The 20,268-nt window shown below is 74.5% G+C and carries 21 protein-coding genes; 11 read left to right on the top strand and 10 right to left on the bottom strand.

Translation table 11 applies throughout. The features are described from left to right. Positions 1–44 precede the first annotated feature (44 nt). The gene (locus LQ940_RS04420; protein ID WP_231243357.1) at positions 45–833 is read right to left on the bottom strand and encodes a DUF3027 domain-containing protein; all 789 of its coding nucleotides are present in this window, start codon (positions 831–833) and stop codon (positions 45–47) included. Between the two features lie 78 nt (positions 834–911). Here LQ940_RS04420 and LQ940_RS04415 point away from each other — a divergent pair, with 78 nt between their 5' ends. Next, a complete protein-coding gene (locus LQ940_RS04415; RefSeq protein ID WP_231243356.1) occupies positions 912–2,312 on the top strand; it encodes an MFS transporter in 1,401 nt (466 codons plus the stop codon). Positions 2,313–2,319: 7 nt separating this feature from the next. On the opposite strand, the gene LQ940_RS21720 is transcribed toward LQ940_RS04415, so the two are convergent. Both LQ940_RS21720 and LQ940_RS04405 read right to left on the bottom strand, forming a co-directional pair. Then, entirely contained in the window at positions 2,320–2,715 is a 396-nt protein-coding gene (locus tag LQ940_RS21720; protein WP_269217231.1) for a cold-shock protein, read from the bottom strand. A gap of 50 nt (positions 2,716–2,765) precedes the next feature. Beyond that, complete coding sequence (locus LQ940_RS04405) at positions 2,766–3,380, bottom strand: HAD family hydrolase (protein ID WP_231243355.1); 615 nt, start codon at positions 3,378–3,380, stop codon at positions 2,766–2,768. 55 nt (positions 3,381–3,435) lie between these two features. Here LQ940_RS04405 and LQ940_RS04400 point away from each other — a divergent pair, with 55 nt between their 5' ends. From LQ940_RS04400 to lepB, 3 genes are all read left to right on the top strand, one after another. Continuing rightward, a complete protein-coding gene (locus LQ940_RS04400; RefSeq protein ID WP_231243354.1) occupies positions 3,436–5,580 on the top strand; it encodes a S8 family serine peptidase in 2,145 nt (714 codons plus the stop codon). A gap of 38 nt (positions 5,581–5,618) precedes the next feature. Continuing rightward, the gene (locus LQ940_RS21715) at positions 5,619–5,753 is read left to right on the top strand and encodes a hypothetical protein (RefSeq protein WP_269211812.1); all 135 of its coding nucleotides are present in this window, start codon (positions 5,619–5,621) and stop codon (positions 5,751–5,753) included. A 74-nt stretch (positions 5,754–5,827) separates the two neighbouring features. After that, a complete protein-coding gene (lepB, locus tag LQ940_RS04395; RefSeq protein WP_231243353.1) occupies positions 5,828–6,556 on the top strand; it encodes a signal peptidase I in 729 nt (242 codons plus the stop codon). 99 nt (positions 6,557–6,655) lie between these two features. On the opposite strand, the gene LQ940_RS04390 is transcribed toward lepB, so the two are convergent. Genes LQ940_RS04390 through LQ940_RS04380 form a run of 3 tightly spaced genes read right to left on the bottom strand, consistent with a single transcriptional unit; the run spans position 6,656 to position 9,964 of the window. Continuing rightward, positions 6,656–7,843, bottom strand: a complete 1,188-nt coding sequence (locus LQ940_RS04390; RefSeq protein ID WP_231243352.1) for an RDD family protein — start codon at positions 7,841–7,843, stop codon at positions 6,656–6,658. Between the two features lie 16 nt (positions 7,844–7,859). Further along, the gene (locus tag LQ940_RS04385; protein ID WP_231243351.1) at positions 7,860–9,146 is read right to left on the bottom strand and encodes an FHA domain-containing protein; all 1,287 of its coding nucleotides are present in this window, start codon (positions 9,144–9,146) and stop codon (positions 7,860–7,862) included. Continuing rightward, positions 9,143–9,964 carry a PP2C family protein-serine/threonine phosphatase gene (locus LQ940_RS04380; RefSeq protein WP_231243350.1) on the bottom strand — a complete coding sequence of 274 codons (822 nt, stop codon included), beginning with the start codon at positions 9,962–9,964 and terminating at the stop codon, positions 9,143–9,145. The genes LQ940_RS04385 and LQ940_RS04380 overlap by 4 nt, the downstream gene beginning before the upstream one ends. 42 nt (positions 9,965–10,006) lie before the next feature. Between LQ940_RS04380 and LQ940_RS04375 the strand changes: the two genes are divergently transcribed. From LQ940_RS04375 to LQ940_RS04365, 3 genes are all read left to right on the top strand, one after another. Next, a complete protein-coding gene (locus LQ940_RS04375; RefSeq protein WP_231243349.1) occupies positions 10,007–12,271 on the top strand; it encodes a helicase C-terminal domain-containing protein in 2,265 nt (754 codons plus the stop codon). A gap of 9 nt (positions 12,272–12,280) precedes the next feature. Continuing rightward, the gene (locus tag LQ940_RS04370; protein ID WP_231243348.1) at positions 12,281–12,823 is read left to right on the top strand and encodes a CGNR zinc finger domain-containing protein; all 543 of its coding nucleotides are present in this window, start codon (positions 12,281–12,283) and stop codon (positions 12,821–12,823) included. 124 nt (positions 12,824–12,947) lie between these two features. Then, complete coding sequence (locus LQ940_RS04365; RefSeq protein WP_231243347.1) at positions 12,948–14,600, top strand: DNA repair helicase XPB; 1,653 nt, start codon at positions 12,948–12,950, stop codon at positions 14,598–14,600. Here LQ940_RS04365 and LQ940_RS04360 read toward each other — a convergent pair. Then, entirely contained in the window at positions 14,597–15,136 is a 540-nt protein-coding gene (locus LQ940_RS04360) for a hypothetical protein (protein WP_231243346.1), read from the bottom strand. The genes LQ940_RS04365 and LQ940_RS04360 overlap by 4 nt on opposite strands. 173 nt (positions 15,137–15,309) lie before the next feature. Here LQ940_RS04360 and LQ940_RS04355 point away from each other — a divergent pair, with 173 nt between their 5' ends. From LQ940_RS04355 to LQ940_RS04345, 3 genes are read left to right on the top strand one after another with little or no spacing between them, the layout of a single operon-like run. Beyond that, positions 15,310–16,521 (top strand): carboxypeptidase-like regulatory domain-containing protein, encoded by a 1,212-nt coding sequence (locus tag LQ940_RS04355; protein WP_231243345.1) that lies wholly within the window; start codon positions 15,310–15,312, stop codon positions 16,519–16,521. Positions 16,522–16,557: 36 nt separating this feature from the next. After that, complete coding sequence (locus LQ940_RS04350) at positions 16,558–17,418, top strand: oxygenase MpaB family protein (RefSeq protein WP_231243344.1); 861 nt, start codon at positions 16,558–16,560, stop codon at positions 17,416–17,418. Positions 17,419–17,464: 46 nt separating this feature from the next. Beyond that, a complete protein-coding gene (locus LQ940_RS04345) occupies positions 17,465–18,103 on the top strand; it encodes an HD domain-containing protein (RefSeq protein WP_231243343.1) in 639 nt (212 codons plus the stop codon). Here the strand turns inward: LQ940_RS04345 and LQ940_RS04340 are convergent. Then, on the bottom strand, positions 18,044–18,304 hold the full coding sequence (locus LQ940_RS04340; RefSeq protein WP_231243342.1) for a DUF4031 domain-containing protein: 261 nt from the start codon (positions 18,302–18,304) through the stop codon (positions 18,044–18,046). The genes LQ940_RS04345 and LQ940_RS04340 overlap by 60 nt on opposite strands. Further along, entirely contained in the window at positions 18,301–19,011 is a 711-nt protein-coding gene (locus tag LQ940_RS04335) for a copper homeostasis protein CutC (protein WP_231243341.1), read from the bottom strand. The genes LQ940_RS04340 and LQ940_RS04335 overlap by 4 nt, the downstream gene beginning before the upstream one ends. A gap of 82 nt (positions 19,012–19,093) precedes the next feature. Here LQ940_RS04335 and LQ940_RS04330 point away from each other — a divergent pair, with 82 nt between their 5' ends. Beyond that, positions 19,094–19,453: a hypothetical protein gene (locus tag LQ940_RS04330; RefSeq protein WP_231243340.1), complete on the top strand. Its 360-nt coding sequence runs from the start codon at positions 19,094–19,096 to the stop codon at positions 19,451–19,453. Positions 19,454–19,480: 27 nt separating this feature from the next. On the opposite strand, the gene LQ940_RS04325 is transcribed toward LQ940_RS04330, so the two are convergent. Further along, positions 19,481–20,194, bottom strand: a complete 714-nt coding sequence (locus LQ940_RS04325) for a GntR family transcriptional regulator (protein ID WP_231243339.1) — start codon at positions 20,192–20,194, stop codon at positions 19,481–19,483. Between the last annotated feature and the right edge of the window lie 74 nt (positions 20,195–20,268).

The raw sequence follows: 20,268 nt of genomic DNA, 5'->3' as shown, positions 1-20,268 counted from the left end.
GGCCCGACCGGATCACCGGTCGGGCCCCTGCTTTCGTGCCGCGCTCAGATGAGCTCGTAGTCGTCGGTGGTGAGCGTGTCGAAGACGTGCTCGGGCATCGGCTCGCGCTCGTGCTTCTTGGCCAGGCGCACCTCGGAGTGGGCGCCGCAGCCGTGGTCGAAGGAGACCACGCGGCCGTCGTCGTTGGCGTCACCGTTGGCGCAGACCCCGAAGGTCTCCGACAGCGGGCCCGCGAGGCGCACGAGGAATCCGCAGCTGTGACAGTGGTCGGGCGCTGCCTGGGCGATCGGCGAGCCCGGGCCGGCGTCGCCGTCGTACCACCGCTGCGCCGCGAGGTCGCGACCCTCGGGCGAGAGCGTGCGCACCCGGCCGAGCCCGAGGTCCTTGGCGACCATGCGGATCTGGGCCTTGTCGTCGGCGTCCAGCGGGTCGTCGCCGAACGAGTACGTCGGCACCAGCCGCGGGTCCTCGTCGGTGACCGGCAGCAGGTCGCCCGGCGAGAGGTCACCGGGCTGCAGCCGCTCGCGGTAGGGCACCCACTCGGGCGCGACGATGGCGTCGTCGCCGGGGATCAGCACGATCTCGTCGATGGTGACGGTCTTCTGACGCGACGCCCTGGCGACGGTCACCGACCAGCGCCAGCCGACGTAGCCCTTGCGGTTGCACGCGAAGAGGTGCGTGACGACGCGCTCGCCCTCCGCCTGGGAGCCGAGGTGCTCCCCCACGTCGGAGGCGGGCACGTCCTCGAGGAGGGCCGAGCGGGCCTCGTCGACGGCCGCCGCGCTCACGGGGTCCGGTTTGCTGCGCACGATGATCGCCACGAGCGACAGCATGACTCATTCCCACCTCGGCTGTCAGGTCGGGCCGGGGTGTCCACCACACCCGCGGGCGTGAACGGGCAGGATGGGCCCATGACGACGCCGCCCCCGGAGCCCCCTCCGACGCCGGGTGCCGGCGGCCGGGCGCGGGCGGTCGGCCGCGGCCTCGGAGCGAGCGCGCGGGTCACGGGCCGCGGTGTGCGGGTGGCCGCCCGGGTCACCGGCCGTGCCGGCTCCTTCACGGTGCGCCAGGCACGCCGCGCCGCCGACGCCCAGGGGGCCGACAAGTCCGGCCTCTCGCGGCTGATCGAGCTGCACGCGTGCAACGCCGCGGCCGACGCCGCCGTGGTGATCTCGCTGGCGGGGACCCTGTTCTTCGCCGGCGCGACCAGCGACGCGCGCGGGCAGGTGGCGCTGTTCCTGGGACTGACGATGCTGCCGTTCGCCATCGTGGCCCCGCTGATCGGCCCGTTCCTGGACCGCTTCAGCCACGGTCGCCGGTGGGCCATGGGCGGCACCTTCGCGCTGCGCGGCTTCCTGTGCTGGGTGCTGGCCGACGCCGTCGCCAACGACTCCATCTGGCTGTTCCCCGCCACGCTGGGGGTGCTGGTCTCCTCCAAGGCGTACGGCGTGACGCGTGCGGCCGCCGTACCCCGGCTGCTGCCCGACGAGGTCACCCTCGTCAAGGCCAACGGCCGGGTCTCGCTCGCGGGCGTGGTGGGCGCGGGGGTGGCGGCCCCGTTCGCGGGACTGGCCGCGACCTTCGGCGCCGAGTGGTCGCTGCGCTTCGCGTTCCTGGTGTTCGTGCTGGGCACCATCGCCGCCATCCGGCTACCGGCCAAGGTCGACTCCAGCGCCGGCGAGCAGGAGATGACCCTGCGGCGGGGCGACAGCGCCGGGCGCCGGGGCACCCGGATCCCGCCCGAGGTGTCCTTCGCCCTGCGCGCCAACTGCGGCCCCCGGTGGCTGTCGGGGTTCCTCACGATGTTCATGGCGTTCCTGTTCCGCGACAACCCGATCGGCGACTACGCCCCCGAGCTGCTGCTCGCCGTCGTGGTGGGTGGCGCCGGGCTGGGCAACACCCTCGGCATCGTGTGCGCCTCGCTGCTGAAGAAGATCAACCCCGCGATCACCGTCGTGGTGGCGCTGCTGGCCGACGCGATCGTGATCGCGCTGGCGGGGCTCTTCTACGGGATCCTGATGCTCGCCCTGATCGGCCTCACCGCCGGCCTCGCGCAGTCGCTGGCCAAGGTGTCCCTGGACGCGACAATCCAGTCCGGCGTGCGCCCGCAGGTGCAGGCCAGTGCGTTCGCCCGCAGCGACACCACGCTGCAGCTCGCCTGGGTGATCGGCGGCTTCGTGGGCATCGCGCTGCCGCTCTACCCGCGCCTGGGGCTGGGCGTCGCCGCGGTCGTGCTCGCCGCGTGGGCCTTCTTCGTGCTCGCGAGCCGGCCGCGGAGCCGACGCGCCGCGGCGCAGACTGCGCCGGTCTGAGGGGTCCTCAGAGCTCGAGCTCGGCGGCGAGCGCGCGCAGCAGCTTGGCGGTGGGCTTGGCGGTGCGGGCGTCGGGGTGACGGCCGTGGCGGTAGCCCTCGCCGAGGTCGTCGAGCAGGCGGATCAGATCCTCGACGATCGTCACCATGTCCTCGGGAGGACGGCGCTTGGCGTGCTGCTGGTTGCGGGAGACCGAGGTGGGGGCGTCGAGCACCCGCACCTGGAGGGCCTGCTCGCCGCGACGGCCCTGGGCGATGCCGAACTCCACCCGGGTGCCGGGCTTGAGGCTGGTCGTCCCCTCCGGGAGGGCGTCGGAGTGGACGTACACGTCCGGTCCGTCCTCCTGGGACAGGAATCCGAAGCCCTTGCCGGCGTCGAACCACTTCACCTTGCCTGTAGGCACGGCTCCACCTCTCGAGCACCGCCCGGCGTTTCCGAGCACGACAGGGAAGACTAGGCCATGTGGGCGTCGAGCCACGACGGGAAATCTCGCAGGTCGTCGAGCACCACGTGGGTGCCTGCGGCCAGGAGCTCCTCGCGGGTGCAGCCGCCGGTCAGCACGGACACGCTGAGCGCCCCCGCGGCGAGCGCGCCCTCGACGTCGTGGACGTGGTCCCCGACGTAGACCGACGCACCCTCGCGGCGCAGGGCGTCGGCCTTGCCGACCCCCCAGACCCATCCCTCCAGCACGTCCACGTCCAGGCCGAGGTGGTCGAGGTGGAGGCGGGCGTTGGCCGGGAACTTGCCGGTCACCACGACCGTCCGGCCGCCGTGGCGGCGTACGGCGGCCAGGGCCTCGTGGGCGCCCTTGAGGACGGGCACCGACGCGATGGCGTGGGCCGGGTACAGCTCGCGGAAGCGGTCGCCCGCCGGCCCGACCGCCTCCTCGTCGAGGTGCCCGGAGAGCAAAGTCTCGAGCGGCGGCCCGAGGCGGGCCGACATCTCCGCGACCGGGAACGCCACGCCCAGCTCCGCGCCCAGGACCTCGAGCACGGCCCCGAACCCGGGCACCGTGTCGATGAGGGTCATGTCGAGGTCGAAGCCGACCACGAGGGGGGACGCAGGCACGCCCTCAGCGTAGGGGTGTGGGAAAGGGTGTCACTGCCGAGGTGGGCGAGACAGAATGGACGACATCACCGAGCTGGAACAGGGGGCACCGTGCGCCGAGCAGGACGACGCCACGGCCGACGCGCGTCGCGTCTGGCCGTCCTTCGCGCTCGCCGCCACCGCGCTCGCCGGCCTCTCGGCCCCCGGTCGTGCCGCCCCGGAGAGCGCGGAGCCCGCCACCGCGCTGTACCTGGTGACCCTGGTGGGGCCGGGCACCGCGGGCGACCCGGATGCCGACCGGCTCACCCCCGCCACGATGCGCGCCCGCCAGGACCGGCTCCTGCGGCAGGTGGGCGCGGCCGAGCCGGTGTATCGCTGGACCACCGCCCTCAACGGCGTCGCGGTCGCGCTGACCGCGGCCCAGGCCGGCGCGCTCGCTGGCGACCCCGGGGTCGCCCTCATCGAGCGCAACGCCGTACGCCGGCTGACGGCGTCCGCTCCCCGACCGGCCGGGCCGGCGGCGGCCTGGCCCGCAGCCTCACGCCGTACGACGGGCGGGGCGGGGGCGGTCATCGGCCTGGTCGACAGCGGCATCGCCCCCGAGGGCCCGCTCTTCGCGCGGGTGCCGCAGCTGGGACGGGGGGTGGGCCAGGACTGGGCCTGCGAGTCCGGCGAGGCGGCCCCGGTGTGCAACGGCAAGCTGGTCTCCGCACGCTGGTACGTCGACGGGTTCGGCGCCGGCCGGGTCCGCGACGCCTCCCATCTCTCGGCGCGCGACGACGACGGCCACGGCACCCAGATGGCCGCGGTCGCGGCCGGCAACGCGGGCGTCGACGTCCGCGTCCACGACCTGCGCCTGGAGCGCTACAGCGGCGTCGCCCCGCGCGCCCGGCTGGCCGTCTACAAGGCGTGCTGGAGCGCTCCCGACCCGGCTGACGACGGGTGCGCCACCGCGGACGTCGTGGCCGCCGTCGACCAGGCGACCCGCGACGGCGTGGACGTGCTCGGCCTCGCCGTCGACGGCCCCCCACGCATCGACACCGTCGAGCTCGCCCTGCTCGGCGCCGCGGAGGCGGACATCGCCGTGGTGGCGGCGGCGGGCAACGACGGCTCGGCCGCCCACCGCAGCCCCTGGGTCGGCGGGGCTCTCGGCGAACGCCGCCGGGGCACCGTCGTCCTCCCGGGCGCACCGGACCTGCAGGGCGCCATGATCGCCGCCGGGCCGACCTCCCCGGCCCGCCTGGTGCGGGGGGCCAGCGCCCGCACGACCGAGGCGTCGCAGCGCCAGGCGAGGACCTGCACCCCCGGCAGCCTCGACGCCGCTGCCGTCGGCGGGCGCCTCGTGGTGTGCGAGCGAGGCGGGGTCGGGCGCGTCGACAAGTCGGAGGCCGTGGCGCTGGCCGGCGGCGTCGGCATGGTCCTCGTCAACGTCCGGCCCGGCTCGACCGACGCCGACTTCCACCGGGTCCCGACCGTCCATCTCGACCGCGCGGCGGGCCGGGCGCTCCTGCGCTGGCTTGCCGCTCACCCCGACTCCCGGGCGTCCCTGCGGCCCGCGGGCGTGATCCGCGGCCCGGCCCAGGTGGCCCCGTGGTCCGGTGCCGGGGATGCTGCCTCCGGCCTGGTCAAGCCGGACCTGGTCGCCCCCGCGGTCGGCGTCCTCGGGGCGGTGCCGCCGTCGGTCACCGGGCTCCGCTGGGACTTCGTGACCGGGACGTCGGCGGCCACCGCCGCTGTGAGCGGTGCCGCCGCGGTGCTCCGCGCCCGCCACGGCTGGTCGGCCGTGGCGACCCGCTCGTCGCTCGCGACGACGGCCGCGGAGGTCCGCCGTACGCCGGTGACCCGGGCCGGCGCGGGGCTCCTGAGACCCAGCGCTGCCGAACGTCCCGGTCTCGTGCACGGCCAGGACCCGGCCGCCTACCGCGCCTGGTGGGAGGACCGGCGGCGCCTGCTCAACACCCCGTCGGTGGTCATGGGCCGCGGTCAGCGCGCCGCGACCCGCACCGTCACCAACGTGGGGCAGCGCACGTTCTACTTCTCCTCGAGCGCCCGCGGCTTCACGCGACGCCACGTGTGGATCACTCCGGCCGCCCTGCGCCTGCAGCCGGGCGAGACCGGCACCTACACCGTCCACGCCGCCGGACGCGGCGCCGACGACGGCCACGTCGTGTGGCGGGGTGCGGGCGGCACCGAGACCCGGGTCCCCGTCATCGTCCGCTGACGCGTGTATGGCCGGCGGCGACCGGGTACCGGTGGCTCATGAAGCTGCTACGAGGCGCGGCCGCGATCGGGATCGCCAAGAAGGTCTACGACGAGGCCCGCAAGCCCCACAACCAGGCCAAGATCAAGTCCGCCGTCGACAAGGCCAAGGCCCGGCGCGGGCGCAAGCCCTGAGCCGAGGGTCGACGACCCGGCCCGATGACGTGCGGCTGCCCAGCCGGGGTGGAGGGCTGGCGTAGGGTCCAGGCGTGTCCGACGCCGCCACCCCCCCGGAGCCCGCGAAGCGCAAGCTCCCGCTGTGGCTCGAGACCGTGATCCTGCTGGCGGTGGCGGTCGTGCTCGCCCTGGTCATCAAGACCCTCTTCGTCCAGGCCTTCTACATCCCGTCCGCCTCGATGAAGCCCGGTCTGGTCGAGAACGACCGGATCCTGGTGGAGAAGGTGTCGTACTGGTTCGGCGGCTCCCCGTCCCGCGGCGACGTGGTGGTGTTCGAGGACCCGGGTGGCTGGCTCAACGGAGTGGCTCCGGAGCCGACGAGCCCCCTGGTCAAGGCCCTCACGAAGATCGGTCTCTATCCCAGCGGCGGCCACCTGGTGAAGCGGGTCATCGGCGTCGAGGGCGACACCATCGTCTGCTGCGACGAGTCGGGGCGCCTCGAGGTCAACGGTGAGCCGCTCGACGAGGACGGCTTCATCCAGCCGCAGAAGTGCGACGGGCCGATGCCCGGGCCGGCCTGCGACTGGACCGCCGGCCCCGTGCCCGAGGGCGAGCTGTTCGTCATGGGCGACAACCGCAGCGCGTCTGCCGACTCCTCGGCCCGGCTGTGCGTCGACCGCGGCGACGCGTGCGACCCCGAGGGCGCGTTCGTCCCGGTCGACCTCGTCGTCGGCAAGGTCTTCGCCCTGGTCTGGCCCCTTGACCGCGCCCACTTCGTCGGTCGCCCCGACATCTTCGAGGACGTCCCCGACGCCGACTGAACCGCTGACCCGTCACTAACTCGCGGCAGATCTCGCTGACCCGTCAGAAAGTTTGTGACGGGTCAGCGGCGAGTACGGCGAGTTTCTGACGGGTCGGTGTCAGGCGCGCTCGACCGTCATCTGCCGGTCACCGAAGCGCACGGTGTCGCCGGCGAGCAGCGTCGTGGGCCGTCCGGCGGTCAGCGCCTTGGAGATCCCCTGCCGGATCACGATCGAGCCGTTGGTCGAGCCCCGGTCCATCACCACCAGCGCCCCGGCCGGCGTGGCCTGGAACTGGGCGTGGGTCTTCGACAGGGACATGTCGGTGGAGCGCAGGGGCACCAGGTGCGCCACGGTCTCCCCCGCCCGCGCCTCGGGCCGGCGCCCGACGAGGGCGAGGCCCTCGACGACGAAGGTCTCGCCGGTGTCGAAGGTGACCCGCCAGTGCGGCACCTGACTGGGCTCGGGCACCAGCGGTGGACCCAGCTGCGACACCCGGGTCGGCGCGGCCGGCGCAGCTGCCGGCGCAGGGGCCGGCTGGGCGGGCGGGGAGGGCGGGGCGGGCGAGGGGGGCGCCGCCACCGGGGCCGCGTGGCGAGGCGCCGGTGCCGGTGCTGGTGCCGGTGCCGGTGGAGCTGGCGGCGGGGCAGGGGCGGCCGGGGCTGCCACGGGGGCGGGAGGAGGCGGCGCGGCGGGGCGCGGGGCGCGCGGTGCCGGCGGCGAGCTCGGCTTCGGCGCGCGCGCCGGGGTCGCCACGGGAGCCGCCGCGGGGGCGGGGACCAGGCGCATGGCGGTGAGGTTCACGAGCTGGCGCGGACGGACATCCTCCTCCTCCTCGACCTCGGGCACCGGCCGGACGTCCACGACCACACCGTGGCTGAGGTGGTCGTGCCACCCGCGGCGCTGGTTGGCCGGATCCATCACCGCCGTCCAGGCCAGCGTCGCGACGCCGAGCCCGGCCGTGGGCAGGGTCGCGATGCCCAGCACGAGCGTGCGCAGCAGCGCACGGGCGACGCCGATCGGCCTGCCGGACTCGTCCTCCACCACCCGCAGCCCGACCAGCGCCTTGCCGGGCGAGGTGCCCTTGAGCCCGAGCAGCAGCGCGGAGAGCAGACCGAGCAGCAGCACCGTGCCGGCGATCAGCGCGACCCCGCCGGCGACGTTGCCCGGCTCGAGGAGCCAGACGTAGGCGGCGTACGACGCGGCGGCGTACAAGCTCCACGCGAGGAGCCGATCGATCGTGAAGGCGTAGAAGCGACGGTCCAGCTCGGCAGGCGGGTACGTCGTGGCGTCTTGCGGCGCGCTCATGTGTCCGTCTCTCGGGTCAGGGGTTGGTGACCTGGATGGTCACCCCGTCGCCGAGGTTGATGATCGCCCCCGGGATGAGCTGCACGGCGATGCCCGGCTTGAGGTCCTCGGGCCCCAGCCCGGGCTGGACCAGGACGGTGCCGTTGGTGGAGCCCATGTCGGTGACGACGGCGCTGCCGTGGTCGGCGCCGGAGCCGGGCCGTACCTCGACGTGGGTGGAGGAGATCTCGTGCAGCGGGCTGGGCACGGTGACCAGCCGGGGCTGCTCGGTCGCGGTGAACCGGCGAGCCTCGGGCGCGCGCCCGATCAGGACCACGCGGTCGACCTCGACCGTGTCGCCGTTGGAGATCACCAGCCGGGCCACCGGCCGGGTCACCTGGGGCGCGGGCGGCTGGCCCGGGATGCCGGGCTGCTCGCGGGCGAACTCGCCGGTCGACGCCCCCGCCTGGGTCAGCCCGTCGTGGTCGGTGTGCGGGGCGGCGGACGCGGGCGGCGTCGTCGCGTCGGCCGGAGGCGGGCCGGGGAGGGGCGCTACCCCGGGCACCGGCGGCGGAGGCAAGGGCGGCAACGGGCCGCCCGAGGGCTCCGCGGCCTCGATCGGCTCGCTGCCGCCCTCGTCGGCCCACACGAGGCCGGACGTGTCCGGCTCCGACTCCGGCTCGGCCTCCGGCACCGGCTCCATCAGGCTGAGGCCACGGCTCTCACCGTCGCCGAAGTCGCCGCTGCCGGCGTCCACCGGCTCCTCCTCGCCGTCCAGGGCCGCGGCATGGGCGGGGACGTCGAGGCGCTCGGTCTCGGGCTGCTCGACGACGGCGGGCTGGGCGGCGACGGGCGCGGGCATGGGGGCGCCGGCCCCGGCGCCGTGCGGGGGCAGGTCCAGGCGCGAGACCCGGACCAGGCCGCCTTCGATGCGGTAGTCGGGACCCGACGGCGCGTCCCCCACCTCGACGCTCAGCGCGGTGACCCCGTCCAGGGAGCGCTCGTGCCAGATGGTGGCCGTCGCCCCGTCGAGGACGACGGTGTCCTCGGAGGTCGTCAGCGTGGCGCGGACGCCAGCACCGCGGACGATCACCTTGGTCGGCCCCTCCCCGGTGCCGATGAGCACGAAGGCCGGGAGCGCGCTCAGACCTGGGGCGACCACCCCGTCGAGGGTCTCGGCGAAGCCGGCGCCTCCGTCGACCTTGTCCCACAGCTGGGCGGCCCTGGCCTTCTCGCTGGCCGGGAGGAGCAGGGTCGTGGCGGCGCCGAAGATCGCCAGCCAGTCTCCGGGCCGGTAGGACCACGTGCTGACGTCCTGGGTCATGGCAGGGCTCCCAACTTCTCCTCGAGACTCACCCGCTGGCGCTCGGAGTCGTACGGGGTCTCGGCGACCAATCCCACCACATCGACGACCACTGCGGTCGCGTTGTCCCGCCCACCCGCCGCGACGGCGGCCGCGACCATCTGGTCGGCGGCGTCGCGAGGGTCGTCCGCAGCGCCCAGGATCTCCTCCATCCGGCGGTCGTCGATCATCCCGCTGACCCCGTCGGAGCACAGGACCAGGCGCTCGGCGGCGGACAGCGGCAGCACGAAGTAGTCGGCCTCCGTGCTGCCGGAGCCGCCGAGCGCCCGCGTGATCACGTGCCGCTCGGGGTGCACCGCGGCGTCGGAGGCGGTGATCGCACCGGACTCGACCAGCTCCTGCACCAGGCTGTGGTCGACGCTCACCTGCTCGAGCGCCCCGTGGTTGTAGCGGTAGACGCGCGAGTCACCGACGTTGGCCAGGAGCCACTTGGGCTCACCGGACTGCTCGATCAGCAGCGCGACCACCGCGGTGGTGCCGGCCGAGAAGTCGGGAGCTCCCTGCGCGCGCTGGCTGGCGTCGTACTCGGCGATCCGGGCCTGGCACTCCTCCAGCGTCTCCGCGACGACGGCGGCGCCGCGGGCCGGGTCGTAGCCCTGGTCGGCGAGCCGCGCGAACTCCTCCACCACGATCGCCGAGGCGACGTCGCCGCGGTCGTGGCCGCCCATCCCGTCGGCCACGACGAACACCGGCGGCGCGACCAGGAAGGCGTCCTCGTTGGCCTCACGCACCAGCCCCACGTCCGTGGCGGCCCCGTGGTGCAGCTCCACACCGGTCATCTTCTGCCTCCCCGGGTGGCGTGGCCGGATAGCGTGGGAAGGATGAGTACGACCAGGGGGTTCCGATCGCTCGCCGACCAGCTGCGCAGCTGGACGGACGAGCGGCTGTCGACCCTGCTCTCCGAGCGTCCCGATCTCGCCACTCCCGCCCCTCATGATTTCGGTCAGCTCGCCTCGCGCGCTGCCGTGCGTACGTCGGTCGTCCGTGCCCTCGACGCGCTGACGCGTCTCGAGCTCTGTGTCCTAGATGCCCTGGTGGTCAGCGGTCAAACCACACCGGCCGAACTCGGCTCCACCGTGCACGCCGCGCCGGGTGCTGTGGAGGCGGCTCTGGAGCGTCTGCGCGGGCTTGCGCTGGTCTGGGACTCGACCTCCGGGCTGCGTCCGCTCACCGGGGTCGCTGAGGCCCTGACCGGCGGCCCGGAGTCCGGCGTGAGCGGGCTGCGACCGCGCAGCGCCGACCCACTGACCCCCGACCAGGTCGAGCACGCTCTGGCCGAGCTGTCGGCCCCGGCTCGGGCGCTGCTGGACCACGTCCTCGAGCAGGGCGGCGAGGCGACCACCAGCGCCGCGCGCCACACGCTGCTGCCGAGCGAGGCCGCGACCCCGGCGGAGGAGCTGCTCTCCCGGCGGCTGCTGGTCCCGCGCGCCACGGGCACCGTGGTCCTGCCCGGCGAGGTGGGCCTGGTGCTGCGGGGCGGCCGGACCACGACCGAGCCGGTCGACCAGGTCCCCGCGCTCTCGACCACGCAGCGTGAGCCGGCCCTGGTGGACCGGGTCGCGGGTGGCGCCGCCTTCGAGCTCGTACGCCGCCTCGAGCTGCTGCTCGACCACTGGGGCACCCACCCTCCGCCGGCCCTGCGCAGCGGCGGGCTGGGGGTCCGCGAGCTGAAGGCCGCGGCCAGCTTCCTGCACGTCGACGAGCGCGCCGCGGCCCTGCTCGTCGAGACCGCCTCGGCCGCGGGGCTCCTCGCCTCGCGGGCCGACGCCGACGGCAACCTGGTGTGGGTGCCGACCGACGTGTTCGACACCTGGACCGCCCAGGACGTGCCGGCCCGCTGGGCGACCGTGGCGCGCTCGTGGCTGGAGAGCCCGCGGATGCCGGGCCTGGTCGGCAGCCGCGACGCGGCCGGCAAGCCGTGGAACGTACTCACCCCCGAGCTCGCCGCGCGGAGCATGCCCGAGTCCCGGGCCATGACGCTGCGGGTGCTCGCCGAGCTGCCGCCCGGCACCGTCCTCGCGGCCGGCACCGGGCTCCCGTCCCTCCTGGCACGGCTGGCCTGGCTGCGTCCCCGCCGGCCGCGCTCGCGGGCCGACCAGGTCGCCTGGGCCGTCGAGGAGGCCGCGGCACTGGGTCTCACCGGCCTGGGCGGGCTGGCGTCCTACGCGCGCGTCCTGCTCGACGGCGGCGACTCCCACGACACGATGGCGGCCCTGCTGCCCGAGCCGGTCGACCACGTGCTCATCCAGGCCGACCTCACCGCCGTGGCGCCGGGCCCGCTGGAGTCCTCGCTCGCACGGCGACTGCAGCTCGTGGCGGACGTGGAGTCGCGCGGGGGTGCGACGACGTACCGCTTCACGCCGGCGTCCGTACGCCGCGCGCTCGACCTCGGCTGGACGGCCGCGGAGGTGCACGAGTTCCTCGGCACGGTCTCGCGCACCCCCGTCCCGCAGCCGCTGACCTACCTCGTGGACGACACGGTGCGCACGTTCGGGGCGATCCGGGTGGGGCAGGCCGAGTCCTTTCTGCGCTCCGACGACGAGGCCGCCCTGACCGAGCTGCTGCACCACCCCAAGGCCGGAGCGCTCGGCCTGCGGCGGCTGGCGCCGACGGTGATCGTGAGCGACACCCCGATCGAGGTGCTGCTCCCCCGGCTGCGCGACCTCGGGGCGGCACCGGTCGTCGAGGCCGCCGACGGCACGGTGCGGGTGACCCGGCCCGACCAGCTGCGCGCCCGCATCCCGCGCGGTCGCCGCGCGGCGACCGCGACGGCCCACGAGGCGGCCAGGATCGCCGCGACCATCACCGCCGTGCGCTCCGGCGACCGGGCGGCGGCGTCGCGGCCGGCGTCCGGGTCCACCCTGTCGCCCAGTGGCTCGCTGGCCGCGCTGCGCGAGGCCATCGAGGCCGGTGGCTCGGTGCTCATCGGCTACGTCGACAACCACGGCACCGCCACCGACCGCATCGTCGACCCGCTCTCGGTCGAGGGCGGACAGCTCACCGCGCGCGACCACCGGGCCGACGACGTGCGCACCTTCGCCGTCCACCGCATCACCAACGTGAAGTCGTTGGACAGCAGTTCGTAGAATCGCTGCGTGGACTTCGTCAGGTACGCCGAGCGCTCGGCCGGTCTGCTCAACACCGAGCTGAGCGACATCGAGGCGCTCGTGGACCACCTCGACGGCCGCGAGTGGCTGCACGAGCAGTGCACCGAGCGCGACCTCCAGCAGCTGCGGCGCTTCCAGCGCGAGCTGCGCCCGGTCTTCGAGGCGTCGGCCGCCGCGGACACGCGCGGCGTCGTCGACGGCCTCAACGAGCTGATGGTGCGCCACCCGATCACCCCGCGGATCTCCGACCACGACGGCGACGACCTGCACCTGCACGTCGCCACCAAGGCGGCCTCGGTCGCCGAGCTGCTCGTCGGCGAGGCGCTCCTGGGGCTGGCCACCCTCGTCTGCGATCTCGGCCCCACCCGCCTCGGGGTCTGCGAGGCGGCCTCCTGCGACCACGTCTTCGTCGACACCTCCCCCAACAGCTCGCGCCGCTACTGCTCCGAGCGCTGCTCCTCGCGCGCCAACGTGGCGGCGTACCGCGCGCGCCGCAAGGCCGAGGCCGAGGCGCTTGCGCAGTCCGCGTGAGGGCAGCGCCGGGAGTTTCACCGGGCACCCGGTGAAACTCACGCCTCCCCTACGAAACTTCGTGCGGGAGGCAGGAGTTTCACCGGGGACCCGGTGAAACTCACCCGGTCCGTAGACTCACCAGGTGAACGACGGCCCCCTCATCGTCCAGTCGGACAAGACCCTCCTGCTCGAGATCGACCACGAGCAGGCCGCCGCGTGCCGGCGGGCGATCGCGCCGTTCGCGGAGCTGGAGCGGTCTCCGGAGCACATCCACACCTACCGGCTGACGCCCCTGGGGCTGTGGAACGCACGCGCCGCCGGGCACGACGCGGAGCAGGTGATCGACACGCTGCTGGAGTTCAGCCGGTACGCCGTCCCGCACGCGCTCCTGGTCGACATCGCCGAGACCATGGCCCGCTACGGCCGGCTGCGCCTGGAGAAGCACCCCGTCCACGGGCTGGTGATGGTCAGCAACGACCGGCCGGTGCTCGAGGAGGTGCTGCGCGCCAAGAAGGTCGCCGGGATGATCGGCGAGCGCCTCGACGGAGACACCGTGCTGGTGCACGCCTCGGAGCGGGGCAACCTCAAGCAGGCGCTGCTCAAGCTGGGGTGGCCGGCCGAGGACTTCGCCGGGTACGTCGACGGTGAGGCGCACCCGATCGCGCTCGACGAGTCGGAGTGGCACCTGCGTGACTACCAGCGGGACGCCGCCGAGTCGTTCTGGCACGGCGGGTCCGGGGTCGTGGTGCTGCCCTGCGGGGCCGGGAAGACGCTGGTCGGCGCGGCCGCGATGGCCCAGGCGCAGGCCACGACGCTGATCCTGGTCACCAACACGGTGAGCGCGCGGCAGTGGAAGGACGAGCTGGTGCGCCGCACGACGCTCACCGAGGACGAGATCGGCGAGTACTCCGGCGCGGTCAAGGAGATCCGGCCGGTCACGATCGCGACGTACCAGGTGATGACCACGCGCCGCAAGGGCGTCTACTCGCACCTCGAGCTGCTCGACGCCCGCGACTGGGGGCTGATCGTCTACGACGAGGTGCATCTGCTCCCGGCACCGATCTTCCGCATGACCGCCAACCTGCAGGCCCGCCGCCGGATCGGGCTCACCGCCACGCTGGTGCGCGAGGACGGCCGCGAGGGCGACGTGTTCTCGCTGATCGGGCCCAAGCGGTACGACGCCCCGTGGAAGGACATCGAGGCGCAGGGATGGATCGCGCCGGCCGACTGCGTCGAGGTGCGGGTCACGCTGCCCACCCAGGAGCGGATCGCCTACGCGACAGCCGAGCCCGAGGAGCGCTACCGACTCGCGTCGTGCACCCACCACAAGGTGCAGGTGGTGCGGGACCTGGTCGCCCAGCACCCGGGCCAGCCGACGCTGGTCATCGGCCAGTACCTCGACCAGCTCGACGAGCTCTCCGCGGCGCTGGACGCGCCGGTCATCAAGGGCGAGACGCCGGTCAAGGAGCGTCAGCGGCTCTTCGACGCCTTCCGCAGCGGCGAGATCGGCATGCTGGTGGTCAGCAAGGTCGCCAACTTCTCCATCGACCTGCCCTCCGCCGAGGTCGCGATCCAGGTGTCCGGCTCCTTCGGCTCCCGCCAGGAGGAGGCGCAGCGTCTGGGCCGGCTGCTGCGACCCAAGACCGAGGGCCGCTCGGCGCACTTCTACACGATCGTGAGCCGTGACACCGTGGACGCCGACTTCGCCCAGAACCGCCAGCGCTTCCTCGCCGAGCAGGGCTACGCCTACCGGATCGTCGACGCCGAGGACCTGCCCGGGCTGAGCCAGGCCTAGAGCACCGCGAGCACGATGCTCAGGCTCACCAGTGCCAGCGCCACGGCGATGATCAGCGCGAACACCGCGACGCCCTTGCGGGGCTGCTTCTCGAAGCCGATGCTGCCGGTCGTGAACTGGTGCATGGGCGCCGCGTAGAAGATCGGCACGTGCTGTCCCGGGGCCACGTCGACGTCGATCGCCGCCTGCCCGAACTCCTTGAGCCACTGACACGAGACGTCGAGGTGCCAGCGCCCCGGCGGGACCGGCAGCACGTTCTGGCCGTACGAGGTCGCCACGGGGTAGCCGTTGAGCCGCACCTTCGGCGGGATCATGCTGCTGGTCATCACGTTGCCCTGCAGCGTGAGCACGAGGTAGCCGGCGTTGGGGTCGGCGGCCGGCGGGCCCGGCTGGTGCTGCTGGGCCGGGGCCGGCGGGGGGCCGCCCGCAGGGGGTGCGCTGGGCGGCGGCGAGCTGGGCGGGGGCGGCAGGTGCTGCGGCACCTGCTGGGACGGCGGCGGCTGGTACGGCGGCGGGGGCGTCGTCGGCTGGGTCATGCCTCGACCATGCCCCGCGGCCGGGCCTCGTAACCGTGCCGACCGCATGGTCGTCGCCCATGACCTCGCGCACCCGCGCGAGGTTCGGGTCCGCAGGCCGACGCCCCCGCCTACGATGGGGCGATCGACCCGCGGCGACTCGGCCCTGAGGTCACGACCTGGAGCGAGCCCGCATGCCAACCGTCTCGTCGCGCCGTCACCGCGCCCTCGTGGGCGCGGTCCTGGCCGCACTCGTCGCCTACCTGCTGCTCGTCGCCCCGGCGCCCGCCGCACCTGCCGCCCCCGACGGTCCGGCCGCCCAGAAGGCGAGCGTCGGCAAGGTGCGGGGCAGCATCTTCGGTCGGGCCGGCGGCGCGCCGCCGCGCCTGCGACTGCTCCTGTTCCGGGGCGACTGGACCTATCTCGGCGCCCGCAACGTGAGCGGCTCGACGTACTCCCTCTCGCTCGGACCGGGCAGCTACCGGCTCCAGTTCGTCGACCGCCGCCCCGCCTACGACGTCTCGAAGTACGCGCCGACCGACGCGTTCGTGCGGGTGCGGGCGGGCAGGACCACGGTCAAGAACGTCCGGATGAGGGCCGGGGCCGTCATCACCGGCACCGTCCGCACCGGCGGCAAGCCGGGTGCCCGCGCCCGCGTGGTCGCGGCCAATCCCAGCGAGCAGTCGTTCGAGACGGTGGCCAACGAGCGCGGCGAGTTCGCGCTGGGCGGGCTCCCGGCGGGCAGCTACTCCCTCTTCACCTACGACCGGCGGCGCACCTGGGTGGGCAAGAGCACCTACGTGCCCAAGCTCGCCGCCCGCACACCGGCCCACGTCCGCATCGCGCTGAACCGCAAGGGCGGTGAGCTGCGCGTCGACCTGTACGCCGGGGGCGAGCCGTTGCGCGGCAGCGGCTACGCCACGGCGGTGAGCCGGCGCAGCGGTCAGTTCTGGACGGTGCGGTTCTCCGGCGGCTCGGTCGCCTTCCCCGGGGTCTTCCCGGGCCGCTACAAGCTCGTCATGCCCGGCGTCGGCCGGTGGTTCGGCCGCACCGGAGCGGTGACGAACGGCAACGTGCGGCCCGGCCGCGGCGCCTTCGGCAGCTTCCGGCTGACCCAGCGCGGCGGCGCCTTCGTGGGCCAGGTCGTGCGCGGTGACGGCGGGGCGGCGATCCAGGGCGCCCGCGTGCGGCTCTACGACCGGGCCGGCCAGCTGCTCCACGAGACCACGACGTCCCAGACCGGCGCCTTCCTCTCGGGCGGGCAGCTGCGCGCCCAGTCGGCCCTGCGGCTGGTGATCGACCACCCCTACGACCCGAACTACCAGACCCAGGTCATCGCGGACCTCGACATCGCCGCCAACCAGGACCGGGCCCTCGGCACGATCGCGCTGCCACGCGTCGAGTAGCCCCACGGCCTTTGTGGGCCCTGCCACGATGGTCGGATGGTGGCGACGGTGGGCGAGGTACGCGAGCGGCTCGGCAGCGCGCTCTTCCTGAGGGTCGCCGGACCCGACGGCGCCAGGCACGCGGCGCGGATCCACGGGACGCCCGGGCCACGGTGGTTCGCCGCGGACAGCGCGATCGTGCGCGTGCACGGCGACGCGTCCATGTTCGTGGGCGGCATCCGCGCGCTGCTCCTGCAGACGCTGCACCCGGCGGCGATGCGGGCGGTCTCGGAGCACTCGGGCTTCCGCGGCGACATGTGGGGCCGCCTCAACCGGACCAGCCGCTTCCTGGCGGTGACCACGTTCGGCACCGCCGAGGACGCCCAGCAGGCGGTCGACGTGGTGCGCAGGATCCACGAGCGGGTCGTCGGCACCATGCCGGACGGCACGCCGTACGCCGCCTCGGACCCGCACCTGCTGCGCTGGGTGCACGTGGCCGAGGTCGACAGCTTCCTGCGGGCCCACACCGTCTACGGCAAGAAGCCGCTGGACCAGGCCGGGCGCGACGAGTACGTCGCCCAGACCGCCGAGGTCGCACGCCGGCTCGGCGTCGTCGACCCGCCGCTGACCGAGGCCGAGCTGGCCGACGCGCTCGCGGCCTACGAACCCGAGCTGCGCGGGACGCCGGAGGCGCGCGAGGCCGTGCGCTTCCTGATGCTCAAGCCGCCGCTGCCGCTGGCCGCGCGGGCGCCGTACGGCGTGCTGGTCGCGGCCGCCGTGGGCCTGATGCCGCGCTGGACCCGGCGTCCCCTCCGCCTGCCGTGGCTGCCGGTCTCCGAGCGGACCGTCGTGCGCGCGCTCGGCACCGCGGCCACCGGGGCCATCCGCTGGGCGATGGGCGCGCCGCGCGCCTCCTGACGCCGCGCGTCAAGCGCCGGTGGGCGATGCCTGTTTGACTGTCCGGGTGGACCTCCTCTCGGCCTGGCCCCTGACCGGCGACACCCGCCTGCGCGACGAGCTCCTCGCCGCCTACGCCGACCCGGCGCGCGGCTACCACGACACCCGGCACCTCACCGAGGTCCTGGGACGCCTGGACGAGCTGGCCGCCCACGGCGCGACGTACGAGCGCGTGCCGGTGGTGCTGGCCGCGTGGTTCCACGACGCGGTCTACGACGGCGAGCGCGACGCCGAGGAGCGCTCGGCGGTGTGGGCCGAGATGGCGCTGGCGGACCTCGTCGACGCGCCCCTGGTCCACGAGGTGGCGCGGCTGGTGCGGCTGACCGAGACCCATCGCCCGGAGCCGGACGACCGGGCCGGGTGCGCGCTGTCCGACGCCGATCTCGGGATCCTCGCCGCCGACGACGCCCGCTACGCCGACTACGTCGCGGCCGTGCGTGTCGACTACGCCCACCTCCCCGAGGACGTGTTCGTCGCGGGTCGGCGGGCGGTCCTGCACGACCTGCTCTCGAAGCCCCACCTCTTCCACACCGCCTACGCCCAGGAGCGCTGGGAGGGTCCCGCGCGAGCCAACGTCGAGGCGGAGCTAGCGCGGCTTGCGGCGACGCAGCCCGGCGGCGATCAGCCGGGCGACCAGCTCGCGTGAGCTGACCGGCTCCGCGCCGGCGGCGACCACCCGGTCGTACCACTGCGACGGCACGTCGTAGTGGTCGCGGTCGAAGCCGCGCTCGGGGATGCCCAGCCCCCGCGCGAACTCGTGCAGCTCGTCGTAGGAGGCGTCGCTGGCCAGGTGCGACCACAGCCGGCCGTGGCCCGCCGCGTTGGGCGGGTCGATCAGGACCGTCATGCCGAGCGGGACGCCGCGTCGTCGAGGATCAGCCGCCACGACCGCACGAAGTCGGCGTCGACGTAGGAGCGGGTGGTCGCGCCGGGGCGCACCTGGACGTCGACGTGCAGCTGGCGGACCCCCGCGCGCAGCAGCCACGGCACGTGCTCGGGCAGCAGGCCCCCGGCCGGCATCAGCAGCCGCGCCACGTCGGGGTCGGCCTCCGCGAGGGCGAGCAGGTCGTCGTACCCGTGGGCCAAGCCCTGCGGCGAGCCCCCGGAGCGTACGGCGCTCAGGCCCGGCAGGCCGGCCGTCAGGCGGCGCCAGGAGCGGGCCGGCTCGAGGACCTGGTCGATGGCACGGTGGAAGGTCCACGGGACCCCGGGCAGCGCGGTCGCGAGCGCGCGGCAGGTCTCGACGTCCACCTCGAGGTCAGTGTCCAGGAAGCCGAACTCGACCCCCTCGGCCCCGAGGGAGACGAGCTCCTCGGCCAGACCGACGAGGCGCACGAACTCGCCGCCGGTCGTCGTGAGGGTGTCGTTGAGGCGCAGCATCACTCGCACCGGCAGCTCGGTGGCCCGGATGACGGAGGCGGCGGTGGCCAGGTCCGGCGTACGGCCCTCACCCTCACCCTCGACGGCGAGCGAGAGCCGGTCCGCACCGCCGCGCTCGCAGCCCGGCACGTCGCGCGCGTGGAGCACGGCGACCTCGAGGAGCCCTCTGCTCATAGGGGCATGCTAGGCGCCCCTGGGCCGCATCCCGGGGAGGCGCAACAGGTCGTACGGCCGGGCTGCTTGGCCCGTCGGCACAATGGGGTCCGTGGACGACGCCCTGTACTTCGACGCCCGCGCCCGCGTGCTCGCCGATCTGCAGGCCCGCCGCGTGGCCACTCGCGAGGCCGTGTCCGCTCTGGAGGACGCGTGCGCCTCGCGCCGGTGGTGGGCCGAGCAGTGGCCCGAGGGCGAGGTGTACGTCGCCGGGTTGGTCGCCCAGGACGTGCAGGACGCGCTGTTCGAGCACTCGGGTCGGTGGCCGCTGTGCCTGAGCTGCCAGGACGGACCGGTCCACTCGCTCTACATCCAGCCCGACCTCGGCGGTCCCGACCCGGTGTGGGTGTGCGAGGAGACCGGCCGGGTCGTGGCCGCGCTCGGGCACCTCGGCGAGAGCTGAGCGGCCCGCGGCCGCGCACAAGCGCGCTCAGCCGCCGAGCTGCACCCACATCGTGAACCGGTCGGCGCGGTAGACCGAGCGCGAGACCATCACGATCTTCTCGCCGGACAGCGCCCGGCGCGACTGGCGCAGGACGACGCCGCCGGCGGGCAGCTCGAGCAGGGAGGACTCCTCGACGGTGGGCCGGTCGGCGGTGATGGAGTCCTCGGCCCAAGTGGGCCGCAGGCCGCGTTGGCCGAGGGCGTCGTACAGGCTGGTGGGCATGCCGCTCTGCAGGAAGCCGGGCAGCAGGATCTCGTTGAGGTAGGCGTCCTCGACGCAGACCGGCGAGCCGTCGCCGCGCCGCAGCCGGCGCCAGTGGATGACCGCGTCGCCCTCGGAGACGTTGATGGCCCGGGCGACCCCCGGGCCGGCCTGCTCGCGGCGGGCGAGGAGGGTCTGCGACTCCGCGAGGAGCCCGCGGCGCGTCATCTCCTCGGTGAAGCCGGAGATCCGGGTGACCGCCTGACGGGGCCGGGCCACGAACGTGCCGCGACCGGGGATCCGCTCCAGCAGGCCCTCGGCGACCAGCGCGTCCAGCGCCTGGCGCACCGTCATCCGCGCGACCCCGAAGCGGTGCACGAGCTCGCGCTCCGACGGCGCCGGGGAGCCGGGCGCGGAGCCGGTGACGAGGGCCCGTACGTACTCGCGCACCTGGACGTGCTTGAGCGTCCGTCCATCGACCAGGAGCGCTTCTTCCACCTGTTCAGACTAGGACGTGGCGAGCCCTCGCGTCCCCCGAATCCGGCACTAGGGCGCTGACCTGCGGCGGGACC

This window comes from Nocardioides sp. cx-173, from assembly GCF_021117365.1.
GTDB lineage: Bacteria > Actinomycetota > Actinomycetes > Propionibacteriales > Nocardioidaceae > Nocardioides.
Note: the sequence above shows the minus strand (reverse complement) of the source record. Positions and strands in the feature narration are given on the sequence as shown.

Bases quoted from the DNA above. Each gene is read 5' to 3' on its own strand.
- LQ940_RS04420 (WP_231243357.1), bottom strand. From the start codon at position 833: ATGCTGTCGCTCGTGGCGATCATCGTGCGCAGCAAACCGGACCCCGTG.
- LQ940_RS04415 (WP_231243356.1), top strand. From the start codon at position 912: ATGACGACGCCGCCCCCGGAGCCCCCTCCGACGCCGGGTGCCGGCGGC.
- LQ940_RS04400 (WP_231243354.1), top strand. From the start codon at position 3,436: ATGGACGACATCACCGAGCTGGAACAGGGGGCACCGTGCGCCGAGCAG.
- LQ940_RS21715 (WP_269211812.1), top strand. From the start codon at position 5,619: ATGAAGCTGCTACGAGGCGCGGCCGCGATCGGGATCGCCAAGAAGGTC.
- LQ940_RS04390 (WP_231243352.1), bottom strand. From the start codon at position 7,843: ATGAGCGCGCCGCAAGACGCCACGACGTACCCGCCTGCCGAGCTGGAC.
- LQ940_RS04385 (WP_231243351.1), bottom strand. From the start codon at position 9,146: ATGACCCAGGACGTCAGCACGTGGTCCTACCGGCCCGGAGACTGGCTG.
- LQ940_RS04380 (WP_231243350.1), bottom strand. From the start codon at position 9,964: ATGACCGGTGTGGAGCTGCACCACGGGGCCGCCACGGACGTGGGGCTG.
- LQ940_RS04375 (WP_231243349.1), top strand. From the start codon at position 10,007: ATGAGTACGACCAGGGGGTTCCGATCGCTCGCCGACCAGCTGCGCAGC.
- LQ940_RS04360 (WP_231243346.1), bottom strand. From the start codon at position 15,136: ATGACCCAGCCGACGACGCCCCCGCCGCCGTACCAGCCGCCGCCGTCC.
- LQ940_RS04355 (WP_231243345.1), top strand. From the start codon at position 15,310: ATGCCAACCGTCTCGTCGCGCCGTCACCGCGCCCTCGTGGGCGCGGTC.
- LQ940_RS04350 (WP_231243344.1), top strand. From the start codon at position 16,558: ATGGTGGCGACGGTGGGCGAGGTACGCGAGCGGCTCGGCAGCGCGCTC.
- LQ940_RS04340 (WP_231243342.1), bottom strand. From the start codon at position 18,304: ATGACGGTCCTGATCGACCCGCCCAACGCGGCGGGCCACGGCCGGCTG.
- LQ940_RS04335 (WP_231243341.1), bottom strand. From the start codon at position 19,011: ATGAGCAGAGGGCTCCTCGAGGTCGCCGTGCTCCACGCGCGCGACGTG.
- LQ940_RS04330 (WP_231243340.1), top strand. From the start codon at position 19,094: ATGGGGTCCGTGGACGACGCCCTGTACTTCGACGCCCGCGCCCGCGTG.